This is a genomic window from Prauserella salsuginis (assembly GCF_024648885.1).
Classification (GTDB): Bacteria; Actinomycetota; Actinomycetes; order Mycobacteriales; family Pseudonocardiaceae; genus Prauserella; species Prauserella salsuginis.
Genome location: NZ_JANBBF010000008.1, coordinates 1,036,180 through 1,051,392, shown reverse-complemented (window position 1 = coordinate 1,051,392; position 15,213 = coordinate 1,036,180). Strand labels below are relative to the sequence as shown.

10 protein-coding genes are annotated in these 15,213 nt (G+C 70.1%); 7 read left to right on the top strand and 3 right to left on the bottom strand.

Translation table 11 applies throughout. From position 1 onward, the window contains the following. Positions 1–438 precede the first annotated feature (438 nt). Both gltB and LY40_RS06355 read left to right on the top strand, forming a co-directional pair. On the top strand, positions 439–5,010 hold the full coding sequence (gene gltB / locus LY40_RS06360) for a glutamate synthase large subunit (protein WP_258936209.1): 4,572 nt from the start codon (positions 439–441) through the stop codon (positions 5,008–5,010). A gap of 116 nt (positions 5,011–5,126) precedes the next feature. Continuing rightward, positions 5,127–6,635, top strand: coding sequence for a glutamate synthase subunit beta (locus LY40_RS06355; RefSeq protein ID WP_258936208.1), 1,509 nt, complete (start codon positions 5,127–5,129; stop codon positions 6,633–6,635). A 147-nt stretch (positions 6,636–6,782) separates the two neighbouring features. Here the strand turns inward: LY40_RS06355 and LY40_RS06350 are convergent, their stop codons facing one another. After that, positions 6,783–7,289 carry a hypothetical protein gene (locus LY40_RS06350; RefSeq protein WP_258936207.1) on the bottom strand — a complete coding sequence of 169 codons (507 nt, stop codon included), beginning with the start codon at positions 7,287–7,289 and terminating at the stop codon, positions 6,783–6,785. A gap of 88 nt (positions 7,290–7,377) precedes the next feature. On the opposite strand from LY40_RS06350, the gene LY40_RS06345 reads away from it, so the two are divergent. From LY40_RS06345 to LY40_RS06325, 5 genes are all read left to right on the top strand, one after another. Continuing rightward, positions 7,378–7,662, top strand: a complete 285-nt coding sequence (locus LY40_RS06345; protein ID WP_258936206.1) for a hypothetical protein — start codon at positions 7,378–7,380, stop codon at positions 7,660–7,662. A gap of 14 nt (positions 7,663–7,676) precedes the next feature. Continuing rightward, the gene (locus LY40_RS06340; RefSeq protein ID WP_258936205.1) at positions 7,677–7,994 is read left to right on the top strand and encodes a hypothetical protein; all 318 of its coding nucleotides are present in this window, start codon (positions 7,677–7,679) and stop codon (positions 7,992–7,994) included. Beyond that, on the top strand, positions 7,991–8,641 hold the full coding sequence (locus LY40_RS06335; RefSeq protein WP_258936204.1) for a hypothetical protein: 651 nt from the start codon (positions 7,991–7,993) through the stop codon (positions 8,639–8,641). The genes LY40_RS06340 and LY40_RS06335 overlap by 4 nt, the downstream gene beginning before the upstream one ends. Before the next feature lie 232 nt (positions 8,642–8,873). Next, positions 8,874–9,758: a trypsin-like serine peptidase gene (locus tag LY40_RS06330; protein ID WP_228725935.1), complete on the top strand. Its 885-nt coding sequence runs from the start codon at positions 8,874–8,876 to the stop codon at positions 9,756–9,758. A 424-nt stretch (positions 9,759–10,182) separates the two neighbouring features. Next, the gene (locus LY40_RS06325; RefSeq protein ID WP_183778063.1) at positions 10,183–11,586 is read left to right on the top strand and encodes a class II 3-deoxy-7-phosphoheptulonate synthase; all 1,404 of its coding nucleotides are present in this window, start codon (positions 10,183–10,185) and stop codon (positions 11,584–11,586) included. Between the two features lie 45 nt (positions 11,587–11,631). On the opposite strand, the gene LY40_RS06320 is transcribed toward LY40_RS06325, so the two are convergent. After that, a complete protein-coding gene (locus LY40_RS06320) occupies positions 11,632–12,951 on the bottom strand; it encodes a wax ester/triacylglycerol synthase family O-acyltransferase (RefSeq protein ID WP_258936203.1) in 1,320 nt (439 codons plus the stop codon). Positions 12,952–13,139: 188 nt separating this feature from the next. Then, positions 13,140–15,167 (bottom strand): Stk1 family PASTA domain-containing Ser/Thr kinase, encoded by a 2,028-nt coding sequence (locus tag LY40_RS06315; protein ID WP_258936202.1) that lies wholly within the window; start codon positions 15,165–15,167, stop codon positions 13,140–13,142. Positions 15,168–15,213 lie beyond the last annotated feature (46 nt).

Sequence of the window (15,213 nt, the reverse complement as noted above, 5' to 3'; positions counted from 1 at the left end):
GACTTCGCTACCGCCCGCGTCGAGGTGACGTTACCAGCTCATGTTCGCGTGACCGGGGGATGTCGGATTCGTACGAACTACACTCGGCGTGAAGGCGGTGCCCAGGCGGCGATGACTGGGCGTGGGTGGCTGGGCGTGGGTACTCGGGTGAGGACGGCCGGGCGAAACAGACCCGCCGAGAAACAGCGTCGCCGAGAACCAGCGTCGCCGGGAAACGAGCCGCCGAGAAAAACGAGGCGGCCGGCACTTGCCGTGGCCGTCCGCTCATCAGAAACTGAATCGTCCGGGGTCGTCGGATCGTTACGGTTCGGCCGGAAAAACGGCCGCTGATCCGGCACCGGGGCGTTTCCCGAGTGTTAAAGTCGCGATAACAGGCGGGCCATCGTCGTCCCGTGCCCCATTGAAACCGAGCACGAAGACGACGCAGGAGGTCTGATTTTGATCTTCTCCGCGATTCCGTCGCAGCAGGGCCTGTACGACCCTGCGACGGAACAGGATTCCTGCGGGGTCGCCATGGTCTCCCACCTCCGTGGCGTCCGCTCCCACAGCATCGTCAGCGACGGCCTGACCGCGTTGACCAACCTCGACCACCGCGGTGCCGCGGGGGCCGAACCGACCAGCGGCGACGGTGCCGGAATCCTGGTGCAGCTGCCCGACGAGCTGTTGCGTGCGAAGGCGGACTTCGACCTGCCCGCCCCGGACGCGTTCGGCGCCCACCATTACGCCGCGGGCATGGCGTTCCTGCCCGCCGACGCCGGCCGGCGCCGCGACGCTGTCGCGATCATCGAGCGCATCGCGGGCGAGGAGGGTCTCCGCGTCGCGGGCTGGCGGGACGTGGAGACCGACGTCGACGCCGCCGACGTCGGCCCCACCGCGCGGTCGGTCATGCCGCACTTCGCCTACCTGCACGTCACCGGCCGGCCGGACGCCGACGGTGAACTCCCGGCCGGCATCGACCTCGACCGGCTGGCGTTCTGCCTGCGCAAGCGGGCCGAGCACGAGACGGCTGAGGCCGGGTGTGGGGTGTACTTCCCGTCGTTGTCGGCGCGCACGTTCGTCTACAAGGGCATGCTCACGCCCGCGCAGCTGCCACTGTTCTTCCCCGAACTGCGCGACGAGCGCATGCTCAGCGCGATCGCGCTCGTGCACTCGCGGTTCTCGACCAACACGTTCCCGTCGTGGCCGCTGGCGCACCCGTTCCGGTTCGTCGCGCACAACGGCGAGATCAACACCGTCCGCGGTAACCGCAACCGCATGCGCGCCCGCGAGGCGCTGCTGGAGAGCGACCTGATTCCCGGTGACCTCTCGCGGCTGTACCCCGTGTGCACGGAGGACGCGTCCGACTCGGCCTCGTTCGACGAGGTGCTGGAGCTGCTGCATCTGGGCGGGCGCAGTCTGCCGCACGCGGTGCTGATGATGGTGCCGGAGGCGTGGGAGAACCATGCCGGGATGGACGAGCAGCGCCGCGCCTTCTATCGCTTCCACGCGAGCCTGATGGAGCCGTGGGACGGGCCTGCGTGCGTCACGTTCACCGACGGCACGGTCGTCGGCGGGGTGCTCGACCGCAACGGCCTGCGGCCCGGCCGCTGGTGGCGTACGGCCGACGACCGCGTCGTGCTGGCCAGCGAGTCGGGTGTGCTCGACATCGAGCCCGCCGACGTCGTCGCCAAGGGAAGGCTCAAGCCCGGCCGCATGTTCCTCGTCGACACCGACGCGGGCCGGATCGTCAGCGACGTGGAGATCAAGGAGGGCCTGGCGAGTGAGGCGCCGTACGCCGAATGGCTGCACGCGGGGCTGTTGACGCTGGCCGAGCTGCCGGACCGCGAGCACATCACCCAGACACACGCCTCGGTGCTGCGCAGGCAGCTCTCGTTCGGCTACACCGAGGAGGAGCTGAAGATCCTGCTCGGGCCGATGGCCGGCAGCGGTGCCGAGCCGCTCGGGTCGATGGGCACCGACACCCCGACCGCGATGACGTCGCACCGTTCGCGGCTGCTCTACGACTACTTCAAGCAGGGCTTCGCACAGGTGACCAATCCGCCGCTGGACGCGATCCGCGAGGAGCTGGTCACGTCGATGAGCCGGATCATGGGGCCGGAGCGGAACCTGCTCGAGCCCGGCCCGTCCTCGTGCCGGCACATCGAGCTGCCGCAGCCGGTGATCGACAACGACGAGCTCGCCAAGCTCATCCACGTCAACGACGAGGGGGACCTGCCGGGCTTCGCGTGCGCGGTGCTGTCCGGACTGTACGACGTCGAGGGCGGCGGGCCTGCGCTGGCGGAGGCGATCGAGCGGGTGCGCAGGGAGGCCTCGGAGGCGATCGCGGCCGGGGCACGCACGCTCGTGCTGTCCGACCGCGATTCCGACCACCGGATGGCGCCGATCCCGTCGCTGTTGCTCGTGTCGGCGGTGCACCACCACCTGGTGCGCACGAAGGAACGACTGAAGGTGGCGCTGGTCGTCGAGTCCGGTGACGCCCGCGAGGTGCACCACATCGCGCTGCTGCTCGGTTACGGCGCTGCGGCGGTGAACCCGTATCTGGCCTTCGAGACGATCGAGGACATGATCGCCCAGGACGCGATCACCGGGATCGAGCCGGCCAAGGCCGTGCGCAACTACGTGACCGCGCTGGTCAAGGGTGTCCTGAAGATCATGTCCAAGATGGGCATCTCGACGGTCGGTGCCTACACGGCGGCGCAGGTGTTCGAGGCGCTCGGCCTGTCCCAGGACGTGCTGGACGAGTACTTCACCGGTACGTCGTCGACGCTCGGCGGGGTGGGCCTCGACGTGCTGGCCGAGGAGGTGGCGATCCGGCACCGGCGCGCCTACCCGGACAACCCGACGGAGGTGGCCCACCGCGGCCTCGAGTCCGGTGGCGAGTACGCCTACCGGCGCGACGGCGAGCTGCACCTGTTCACGCCGGAGACCGTGTTCCTGCTGCAGCACGCCAGCAAGACACGTAGGCAGGAGGCGTACCGCGCCTACACGGAGAAGGTGAACGAGCTCAACCGGCAGGGCGGCGCGGTGCGGGGCATGTTCACGCTCCGCAGCGAGGGCCGCCCCCCGGTGCCGGTCGACGAGGTCGAATCCGTCGAGTCGATCTGCAGGCGGTTCAACACCGGCGCCATGTCCTACGGGTCCATCTCGGCCGAAGCGCACGAGACCCTGGCCATTGCGATGAACCGGATCGGTGGCCGGTCGAACACGGGTGAGGGCGGCGAGGACGCCGAGCGGCTGTACGACCCGGAGCGCCGCAGCGCGATCAAGCAGGTCGCGAGTGGACGGTTCGGCGTGACGAGCGAGTACCTCGTGGCCGCCGACGACATCCAGATCAAGATGGCGCAGGGAGCCAAGCCCGGCGAGGGCGGCCAGCTGCCGCCGAACAAGGTGTACCCGTGGATCGGCAGGACCCGGCACTCGACGCCGGGGGTCGGGTTGATTTCCCCGCCGCCGCACCACGACATCTATTCGATCGAGGATCTGGCGCAGCTGATCCACGACCTGAAGAACGCCAACGACCGGGCCCGCGTGCACGTCAAGCTGGTCAGCTCGCTCGGCGTGGGGACGGTCGCCGCGGGGGTGTCGAAGGCGCACGCCGACGTCGTGCTGATCTCCGGTCACGACGGCGGCACCGGCGCGTCGCCGTTGAACTCGCTGAAGCACGCGGGCACCCCGTGGGAGATCGGCCTTGCCGAGACGCAGCAGACGCTGATGCTCAACGGCCTGCGCGACCGCATCACGGTGCAGGTGGACGGCGCGATGAAGACCGGAAGGGACGTGGTCGTCGCGGCGCTGCTGGGCGCCGAGGAGTACGGCTTCGCCACGGCACCGCTGATCGTCGCGGGCTGCATCATGATGCGCGTCTGCCACCTGGACACGTGCCCGGTGGGCGTCGCCACCCAGAATCCGGAGCTGCGCGAGCGCTACACGGGCCAGGCCGACCACGTCGTGAACTACTTCCACTTCGTGGCGCAGGAGGTGCGCGAGTACCTGGCGCACCTCGGTTTCCGGTCGCTCGACGAGGCGATCGGCCGGGTCGACGTGCTCGGTGCCGACGAGGCGATCGAGCACTGGAAGGCCGACGGGCTCGACCTGGCGCCGATCTTCGCGATGCCCGAGGAGACGCCGTACGGCAATGCGCGGCGCAAACTCCGCGAACAGGACCACGGGCTGGAGCACGCGCTGGATCACACGCTGATCCAGCTGGCCGAAGCGGGACTGGAAGACGCGCATCCGCTGCGCCTCGAACTGCCCGTGCGCAACGTCAACCGCACGGTCGGCACGCTGCTCGGCGCGGAGATCACGCGCCGCTACGGCAGCGCGGGCCTGCCGGACGACACGATCCGGGTGGCGCTGACCGGGTCGGCGGGGCAGTCGCTGGGTGCGTTCCTGCCGCCGGGGGTGACGCTGGAGCTGACCGGCGACGCGAACGATTACGTCGGCAAGGGGCTGTCCGGCGGGCGGGTCGTCGTGCGGCCGCACGAGGACGCGGTGTTCGCCGCCGAGGGCCAGGTGATCGCGGGCAACACGATCGCCTACGGCGCCACGAGCGGCGAGGTGTTCCTCAGCGGCCAGGTCGGCGAACGGTTCGGCGTCCGCAACTCGGGTGCGCTGATCGTGGCCGAGGGTGTCGGGGACCACGCCTTCGAGTACATGACCGGGGGCCGGGCAGTGGTGCTCGGCGTGTCGGGCCGGAATCTCGCCGCCGGCATGTCCGGCGGCGAGGCGTACGTGCTGGACCTGGACCGTGCCAAGGTCAACCCGGGCATGGTCGAGTTGGAAGAGCCCGGCGCCGATGACCTGGCGTGGTTGCGCGGCGTCGTCGCCCGGCACGCGGAGCTGACGGGATCGGCAGTGGCGCGTTCGCTGCTGGCCGACTGGCCGCGGCGGTCGGCGGCCTTCACCAAGGTGATGCCGCGCGACTACAAGCGGGTGCTGAAGGCGACCGAGGCTGCGCGTGCCGAGGGGCGTGACGTGAACGAGGCGATCATGGAGGCGGCTCGTGGCTGACAATCGCGGAGCTTGCGGAGCAGCGGCCACGGCCACCGACCGGGTTGGGCCCCCGCTGTGGCAGGCTTTTTCGCCACAGCAGGGGAGGGTGTCCCGCAAGACACAGGAGGCGGCTCGTGGCTGACCCGACGGGTTTCCTGAAGTACGAGCGCGCGGAGCCGCCGAAACGGCCGAAGTCCGAACGCATGCAGGACTGGCAGGAGGTCTACGCGGACCAGGGCCGGCAGGAGCGCAACGAGGCGGTGCGCACGCAGGCGAGCCGGTGTATGGACTGCGGTATCCCGTTCTGCCACAACGAGCGGTCGGGGTGCCCACTGGGAAACCTGATCCCGGAGTGGAACGACCTGGTGAGCCGTGGCGACTGGTTCTCGGCGAGCGAGCGGCTGCACGCCACGAACAACTTCCCGGAGTTCACGGGCAAGCTGTGTCCCGCGCCGTGCGAGGCCGGGTGCACGCTGTCGATCTCGGGGCTGTCCGGCGGTCCGGTGGCGATCAAGCGGGTCGAGGAGACGATTTCCGCGCAGGCGTGGGAGTCCGGCTACGTCGAGGCGCGCACGGCCGAGGTGGCGACGGGCAGGCACGTGGCGGTCGTCGGATCGGGTCCTGCGGGGCTGGCCGCGGCGCAGCAGCTGACGCGTGCGGGCCACGACGTGACGGTCTTCGAACGGGACGACCGGCTCGGCGGGCTGCTCCGGTACGGCATTCCCGAGTTCAAGATGGAGAAGAAGGTCCTCGATCGGCGGTTGGCGCAGCTGCACAGCGAGGGCACGAGGTTCGTCACCGGCTGCGAGGTCGGTGTCGACGTCACCGTGGCGGAGCTGCGGGAGACCTACGACGCTGTGGTGCTGGCCGTCGGCGCGTTGCGCGGCCGGGACGACACGGTCACGCCGGGGCGCGAGTTGGACGGTGTGCACCTCGCGATGGAGCATCTGGTGCCCGCCAACCGGGCGTGTGAGGGGGACGGTCCGGCGGAGATCACCGCAGAGGGCAAACACGTGCTGATCATCGGCGGCGGTGACACGGGTGCGGACTGCTACGGCACGGCGATCCGCCAGGGCGCGCTGTCGGTGACGCAGCTCGACCAATATCCGGAGCCGCCGCACTCCCGCGACGACGAGCGGTCGCCGTGGCCGACGTGGCCGTACATCCTGCGTACCTACCCGGTGCACGAGGAGACGGGGGAGCGGCTGTTCGCGGTCGCCGTCAAGCGGTTCGTGGGCGACGACAACGGCAGGGTGCGGGCGGCCGAGCTGCACACGGTGCGGGTGGAGAAGGACCCGGAGACGGGTCGGCGCGAGGTCGTGCCCACCAGCAACGAGGTGCAGGAAGTGCCCGCCGACCTGGTGCTGCTGGCGATCGGGTTCGAAGGCGTCGAGCACATGCGGCTGATCGACGACCTCGGACTGTCGCTGAACCGGCGTGGCACCGTGTCGTGCGGCGCGGACTGGCAGACCGGCGCGCCGGGAGTGTTCGTGTGCGGCGACGCCCACCGGGGCGCGTCGCTGGTCGTGTGGGCGATCGCCGAGGGCCGTTCGGTGGCCGCGTCGGTGGATGCCTACCTGACCGGCGGGTCGGACCTGCCGTCACCGGTACATCCCACGGCCATCCCGCTGGCGGTCGTCTGACGGCTGGTCCGATGGACTGGTCTGATGTGGACGTACGGGAGTCGGTGCCGCACGGGCTCCGGCTCCCCGTTCCGTGCGAGGCGGGTTCTCGGGACAGCTCATTCGGACAGGCAGGCTCGAGGGTGGATTTCGAGATCGGGAAACGGATCATCCGCTCTGTCTGCGGGCACGGATCCATTCCCGTCGGCCGGCCAGGTACGGCTCGATGTCCCGAATCGGTACCAGTGTGACGTCGGGGTCGACGTGGCGGGCGGCGATGACGATCGCGTGCCGGTCGCCGGCCTCCGAAGCTGCGTACCATCGGTCGTCGGCGTCCCAGAGCCGAAAGACGCGTGGCTGCCCGTCGACGACGATGTCGACCCGACGTTCCGCGGTAGCTGTACTCGCACCGCGCCGGTGGGCGGGTGCGGTTCCGCGATCGGTCGGGGCGGTCGAGCTGCTGTCACGAAGGAGATCCCGGACCGGGTGATCCGCGGGGTCGCGGGTGCTGAGGACGTTCAGCCAGGGAGTCGCCTCATCATCGGGGTCGCCGTGCTCGAGACCGATCGTGGTGGCGCGTGTTTCGTCGTCGCTGAACGCCCAGCGGCCCGTCAGCAGGATGCCGGTCCACGCCTGCTGGCCGAACAACGGCAGGTCCCCGGCGCTGTCGCGCATCCGGGCTTCTATGCCCGCATAGTGATGCCAGAAGTTCTTGGAAGCACGGCGCTTGCCGAGAAACCGCTGCCGGCGATAGGTGGCGTGGTTGCGGCGTAACCTGCGGAATCTCATCGTCATCAGGCTGGCACAGCCCGCGGCGGTCGACCATTGCTTTCCTCAGCGATGTGCCGAGGCCGGTATATCGACCTGGAAGTCGGCCGGTGCCTTCCCGCTCGTCGACCGTGGTCAGTTGGCCTTCTTCGCACTGAGCACGGAGTGCCTCTGGGACTGGGACGATTACGTCGAGATGATGGCTGAGATCTGCAAGACGATCCGTTGGGCGGAAGGCGCTGATGAGCCCGGCAGGATCGGCAATGTGCTGGATGGCTGAGACGGACGGCTGAGATGGACATCGCACTCTGGATCTTTTTCGGCCTGCTCTGCGCGCTGGCGCTGGCCGTCGTTGGGATCGCTGGGTACGCCACCATCCAGCAGCGGCGAACCCCGATCGAACAGCGTAAGCAGCAGGTGCTGGAGAAGCTGCGGAACGAGGAGACGCCGACCGGGGCGACGTCGATCCTGTCCGGCTATCGGAGCGGCGTGAACGACGACGCGGTGCGCGAGCTGGCCGAGGCGAACGGCTACCGGTGGACGGGCTACTCGGGACTGAACAACCGCCAGTTGAACTTCCAGCGGGCACTGCCCGGTCAGGAGCAGGGGTGACCGAACGCGACGCGGCGAACGCCGAGTCGGAGTTCCTGGCCCGGCTCGACGCGTTGCGCCCGGATCTCGGCGGTACGGCGCGGGTCGAGGTCTCGGATATCCCGCGGTCGTCGTGGCGTCGCTGCCGCGAACTCGCCGAGGCACACGGGTGGACGTTCCGGTCGGTGGCACAGGAACGCGGCGATACGTACTGGGTGCTTACGCGTCCCGGGACGGCGAGCGTCGACCGGCGTGACTCGTTGTTCGTCACGGGCCCGTCACTGGCGGAGCTGCGCGAGTACCCGCAGGCGCGTGAGGTCGCGGCGCAGGTGCGGCGTGAGCTGGGCGTGGACCCGTTGTCCACGGTCACGCTGAACGAGACCCGTGCGGCGCACCAGGCGCACCGGAAGGCGACCAACCGGTTCGCTGCGCTGGCCGTGCTCAGCGGGCTGACGTTGCTGGTCGTGCTGGTGACCGCGGGGAGGCTGTTCGGCGACGGCGGCACGACCGCGCTCGTGCTCGGCGTCGGGTGTGCCGTCCTGCTGATGGGCACTGTGATCGGCACCGCCGGCATCATCCGTCGCGAACGCGCTCGGAAGGCGGCGATCATGCCGTTCACCCAGGGATACGAACGTGTCGTCGCCGCGGTTCTGCAGCGTGATGGTTGACACCCGATTCGGCTGAACCGTCCATGAATCACTGCTCTGTTCGGGCTAGTAGGGGAGCCGGTTCGGCGGCGTGGGAGCTGGGTTACTCGGCGGTACAAAATGGTTGTTGCCCACGTCACTCTTACGGGGTTCTGTGAATCTCCGACAAGGAGGCGTGATCGTGCGGTTGCGTTGGGCACGAGGAGTTCGAAGAGTCGCCGCGGTGGCGGCAGGCGCCGCGATGGTGACATCGATGGTGGCCATGCCGGCCGCAGCCGAAGGGCAGACGCCGGATTCGTCCGGCGACGTCGCGGTGAACCGGATGGATGCCGATGCCGCGGACTGGACGCCGCAGCGGATGCGGTCGGCCATGCCGCTGGACAAGGTGTTGTCGTCCGCAACTGGACTCACGGGTGGCCTGGCCAGCGCCGTAAAGGGATTGCTTCCGTCTCAGCAGGCCTCCTCCACAGGCGACGAGTGGACCGGCGGTGGCGAGGTCACGAAGACCGCGGGCCGGGTGTTCTTCAAGATGGACGGCCAGGACGCGTCGTGCAGTGGCAACGTCGTCGAGAGCGGCAACGGCAGCGTCGTCGTGACCGCGGGCCATTGCGTGAAGTACCAGGGAACCTGGCACACCGACTGGGTGTTCGTGCCCGGCTACGACAACGGTGACGCGCCACACGGAGAGTGGGCCGCCGAGCAGACGATGACCACACCGCAGTGGGAATCCGACGAGGACATGAACCACGACGTCGGTATGGCCGTCGTCGAGGAGAAGGACGGCAGGACCGTCGCCGACACGGTCGGCACGCAGCAGATCGCCTTCAACGGCGAGCGTGGCCAGGAGATGTATGCGTTCGGCTACCCGGCCGCCGACCCGTACGACGGCAGCACGTTGACCTACTGCAGCGGCAGCACGTTCACCGATCCGCTGCTGACCGACGACCACGGCATGAACTGCGACATGACCGGCGGCTCCAGTGGCGGCCCGTGGTTCAGCAGCTTCGACCCGGAGACGGGAACGGGCGTCCAGGAATCGGTGAACAGCTTCGGCTACACCTTCCTGCCCAACGTGATGTTCGGCCCGTACTTCGGTGACGAGGCCGAGGCGGTGTACGAGCAGGCGTCGGCCGCGTAGGTCGCTCACGTGGCACCGGTGGAACCGGCCGCCGGTGCCGCCGCGCTCACGACCGGTCGTCCACGGTGGATCCGCGACCCGTAGGTCAGGTCCACTGTGGACGTCCGGACGGGTGATACCGTCCCGTTTCCCGACTCGGCGCGTGCAGAACCCGCTGGGGCATGTGCCTGGCGTGGAGGGGTCGCGGTGGCCCTCACCTGCCGGACGCTCGTCGCGCGCGGGGTGCGCACCCGGCCGGCCAGGCGGGCCCGTCGCAGCATCCGGTGGGTGATTCACATCGCGGCCCCGCCGCGTTCTCCCATCGTGTGGCGCCGCCCTCGTGAGCGGGCTCGCGACGGGCGCGATCGTCCGACCGCGGGCTTCGCGCGCGTCCCGCAGCAGGCTTCCGACGTGGGGCGGGGCCGTCCCGGCATGTGACATTCGTATGCTGGGTGACGTGAACTGGACTGTGGACGTCCCCCTCGACGCCTTGCCCTCGCTGCCCCCGCTGCCCGCCCCGCTGCGCGAGCAGCTCGACGACGCGCTCGCCCGGCCCGCTGCCCAGCAGCCGGAATGGCCCGACGCCGACAACGTCAAGGGTGTCCGGTCGCTGCTCGAGAGCGTGCCGCCGATCACCATGCCCGCCGAGGTCGACCGGCTGCGCGAACGGCTCGCCATGGTGGCCCGCGGTGAGGCGTTCCTGCTGCAGGGCGGTGACTGCGCCGAGACGTTCGAGTCCAACACCGAGCCGCACATCCGCGCCAACCTGCGCACCCTGCTGCAGATGGCCGTCGTGCTCACCTACGGGGCCAGCCTGCCCGTGGTGAAGGTCGGCCGCATCGCAGGGCAGTACGCCAAGCCGCGGTCCAAGTCGACCGATGCGCTGGGGCTGCCCGTCTACCGGGGTGACATCGTCAACTCGCTGGCCGCCGAGCCGGAGCTGCGGGTGCCCGACCCCGGCCGCATGATCCGCGCCTACGCCAACGCCGGCGCCGCGATGAACCTGGTCCGCGCCCTCACCGGCGCCGGAATGGCCGACCTGGCCCAGGTGCACGACTGGAACAAGGACTTCGTCCGCACCTCGCCCGCGGGGGAGCGCTACGAGGCGCTGGCCGCCGAGATCGACCGCGGACTGCGCTTCATGTCGGCGTGCGGGGTGCAGGACAGCTCGCTGCACAGCACCGAGATCTTCGCCAGTCACGAGGCGCTGCTGCTCGACTACGAGCGCGCCATGCTGCGCCTCGACGACCCGTCCTCGTCCGACCCGAAGCTGTACAACCTCTCGTCGCACTTCCTGTGGATCGGCGAGCGGACCCGTCAGCTCGACGGGGCGCACATCGCGTTCGCCGAGATGCTGTCCAACCCGATCGGCCTCAAGATCGGCCCGACGACCACCCCGGAACAGGCCGTCGAGTACGTCGAACGGCTCGACCCGCGCAACGAGCCGGGCCGGCTGACCCTGATCTCGCGCATGGGCAACGGCAAGGTCCGCGAGGTGCTCCCCGCGATCGTGGAGAAGGTCGAAAGCTCCGGCCACAAGGTCATCTGGCAGTGCGACCCGATGCACGGCAACACCCACGAGACGTCCAACGGCTACAAGACGCGCCACTTCGACCGGGTCGTCGACGAGGTGCAGGGCTTCTTCGAGGTCCACAACCGGCTCGGCAGCTACCCCGGTGGTGTGCACATCGAGCTGACCGGCGAGGACGTCACCGAATGCCTCGGCGGGGCGCAGGACATCTCCGACCTCGACCTGTCCGGCCGCTACGAGACCGCGTGCGACCCGCGGCTGAACACCCAGCAGTCGCTCGAGCTGGCGTTCCTCGTCGCGGAGATGCTGCGCTCCTGACGGTGCTCCCGGATGGGCCGGGGAACGGTCCCCGGCCCATCCGGGTCACGACTCCAGCTGCAGCCGCGCCATCGACTTGGTCACCGCGTCGGCCAGTGAACCGACGTCGCTGACAGCGTGGCCGTTGGCCTGCAGTCCGACGTGCACGCCGTCGCGGTACGTCGCCACGGCGATGCCCACCGACTGGTGCGGAGCCAACGGCACGAACGGGTACACCTCCCGCAGCCGTGCCCCCGCGAGTGACAGCGGGATGCTCGGCACCGGCACCGTCGTCACGACCGTGTCGAACAGCAGTGGTGCGGCCTGTCCGGCGGCTTTCGCCGCCAGCCGGTGCAGCCCCGCAGGCAGGCGGTTCGCCAGCACCGGCAGTGCGCCAGCGCCCCGCGTCGGCCCGGCCTCCTTGTTGCGGGCCATCGCCTCGCGCACGAGACGCAGCCGCTCGACCGGATCGTCCACCTCGACGGGCAGATCGCACAGGTAGCCGGACAGGCTGTTGCCGGTGTCGCGGCTGTCGCGACCTCGGAGGCTCACCGGCACGAGCGCGCGCAGCGACCGCGCGTCCGCGCGCTGGCCACGGTTGATCATCCACTCGCGCAGTGCGCCCGCCAGCACCGCGAGGACCACGTCGTGGGTCGTGCCGCCGTGTGCCGTGCGGACGGTGCGGATATCGCTGCCGGGTAGCCGCACGAGGCCGATCCGGCGGCTCGGCGAGTTGACGGTCGCGGTGGGCGACAGCGGAAACGGCCTGGCCGACGTGACGATCGACCCGGCGATGCCGGCGGATTCGGCCGCTTGGCCGAGCAGTGCGGCCGCCGTGTCCGCCACCGCACCGAGCGGCGACCGCGACGTCTCCTCGGGCTCGTCGTCGGCGGGACGGCGTTGCCACGGCAGCGTGATGTCGTCGAGCAGCGCGAGGGCGAGTTCGACCGCACCCATCCCGTCGGCGAGCGCGTGATGGAACTTCACCAGCAGGGCGAAATCCCCGTCCGGCAGGCCCGTCACGAGTTGCACGCTCCACAATGGACGATTGAGGTCGAGCGGTTCGGCGATCCAGTGTTCGGCGAAGGTCGCGAGCGGATCGGCGGCGTATCGGTCGTACAGGCTGCTGACGGCCACGTGGCGGGCCGGGTCGAACGACGGGTCGTCCTCCCAGTGGGCGCTGCTGAGCGGAAGCAGACCGGTCCGCACCCGCCGCCGGAGACGCGGAATGCGGGCGGCGTGTTCGGCGAGCAGCCCCGCGACGTGGTCGGCGTCCCAGTCACGGCGGGGACGGAACGTTGCGACCGCGCCCATGTGCATCGGTGTCGCGTCGCCTTCCAGACAGAGGAAGGCCGTGTCCAGTGCGCTGAGCCGTTCCGGTGCCATAGGAATCTCCCGGAAGATGGGTACGTGCGGCTGGGTATCAGTGCACCAGCCGCACGTGACGCCGACGTGGTCGTCGTGTTACCGACCCGGAAACGTCCGGCAGGGCTGGTGTCGATCCCCGTCGTCGTTGTCGGCGCATCCCACCGCGCGGCTTGAGGGGTGTGGGTGCGACGTCACATTATCGGGGGTCACGGAAGCGTCGAGAGGGTGACCTTCGAGCCCCGCTTCACCCGGGTTCCCGCCTCGGGGTCCTGGCCGACGACCAACACGAAACGGTCGCCGCCGAGCCCGCCGTCGTCGCCATCACCGGAGTCACCGGCCACCGACAGGCCCGCGTCGGACAACAGTTGCCGGGCATCCGGCAGCGGCCTGCCCGTCACATCCGGCACGTCGACCGCGTTGGACACGTAGACGCCGATGCGCGATCCCTGGTCGACGGTGTCGCCGCTCGCCGGTTCGGTGCGCACGACGTGGCCGCCCGCGACCTCGTCGGAGAAATCCTCACCGGCGTCGTACGGCTCGAACCCGGCCTCCTGCAGCGTCGTGAACGCCTCGTCCCGGGGCATGCCCGTCACCGACGGCACGGGGAGTGGCTCCGGGCCCTTCGACACGACTACGGCGACGTTGGCGCCGATGTTGGCCTGGGTGCCGGGCTGTGGAGACACCGAGATGACCGCGCCCTCTTCGACGTCGGTGCTGTACTGGTCGGTGTTCTCGTCGCGGGTCGGCGTCAGCTGTGCCTGCTCGATCGCCTGTTGGGCCTGCTCCACCGACGTGCCGGGCTGGATGTCCGGCACCACCGGTTTGCCGAGCGAGACCATCACCGTCACCCGGTCGCCCCGCAAGGCCTGCGCACCCGCGGGCGGGTCGGTGCGGATGCTGGTGCCGCTCGGCACCGTGTTGTGCCGTTCCTCCTCGAACGTCGGCGTCAGCTCGGCGTTCTGGAGCGCCTGCGTGGCCTGCTGCCGGTCCATGCCGGAGATGTCGGGCACGTCGACGTACCGGCCCGACAACAGCCACCAGCCGCCCGTGGCCACACCGCCCACCAGCAGCAGGGCCGCCACGAGCCACAGCGCGAGCCACCGGCCGCGCCGGTGGGACGTCGCGGGCTGGTCGCCGGACGTGTCGTCGGGAGCAGGGGCCGCGGCGGCGGTGGACCGGGGCAGGGCCTGAGTGCCGGTCGGGCCGCCTGCCGTCGGCGCGGTCACCGCCTGCATCGCCGGGACGGTGCGCTCGGCGTCGGATTCGGGTGGGGTCGTCTCCTCGGATCCCGTGGGCCCGGGAGGCGGGGGCTGGGGCGGCCGTTGCGGCGCCGGGATCGGCACGGCGGTCCGCTGGATGCCCAGCTGGCCGCGGATCTCGCGCAGCTGTTCGAGGAACTCCGTCGCGTCGGCGGGCCGGGCCTCGCCGTCCCTACGGGTCGCGCGCAGGACGAGATCGTCGAGTGCGGGCGGCAGATCGGCACGGGAGGCGCTCGGCGCGGGGACGTCGTCGTTGACGTGGCGGTAGGCCACGGAGATCGGCGTGTCCGCGGTGTAGGGCACGTGGCCGGTGAGCATCTCGTACAGCAGGATGCCCACCGAGTAGACGTCGCCGCGTTCGCTGGCCGAACCGCTCGTCACCTGCTCCGGCGACAGATAGGCGACGGTGCCGAGGATGACGCTGCCCGTCGTGTTGGCCGTGGCGGCGACGGCGCGGACCAGGCCGAAGTCGCCGACCTTGACCACTCCGCTGCCCGCCTGGCCACCGCGGCCGATGAGGACGTTCTCGGGCTTGACGTCGCGGTGCACCAGACCCGCCGCGTGCGCGGCGCCGAGTGCGGACAGCACGTCCTCGGCGATCGTCAGCACCTGCGGCAGGGTCAGGGCCCCGCGCTCGTCGAGCAGGTCCCGCAGCGTGCCGCCGTCGACGAGCTCCATGACCAGGAACGCGCGCCGCTGCTCGGTGCCGGGTGTGCCGTCGAAGCCCTGGTCGTGGACGGCGACCACGTGCGGATGGTGCAGTTTCGCCGCCGAGCGGGCCTCGCGTTCGAACCGTTCGACGAAGCTGCGGTCGTCGGCGAACCGCGAGTCCATGATCTTGATGGCCACGGGCCGATCGAGTCGGGTGTCGACGCCGCGGTACACCGACGACATCCCACCGCGTGCGAGCAGCCCGTCCACGCGGTACCGCCGGTCGAGCAGCGCTCCGACGAGGTTTTCGTCCGTCCGTGTCACACCGTGGGATCCTACGGCCGGGCGATGTGGGTGACGCCCGGTGTCC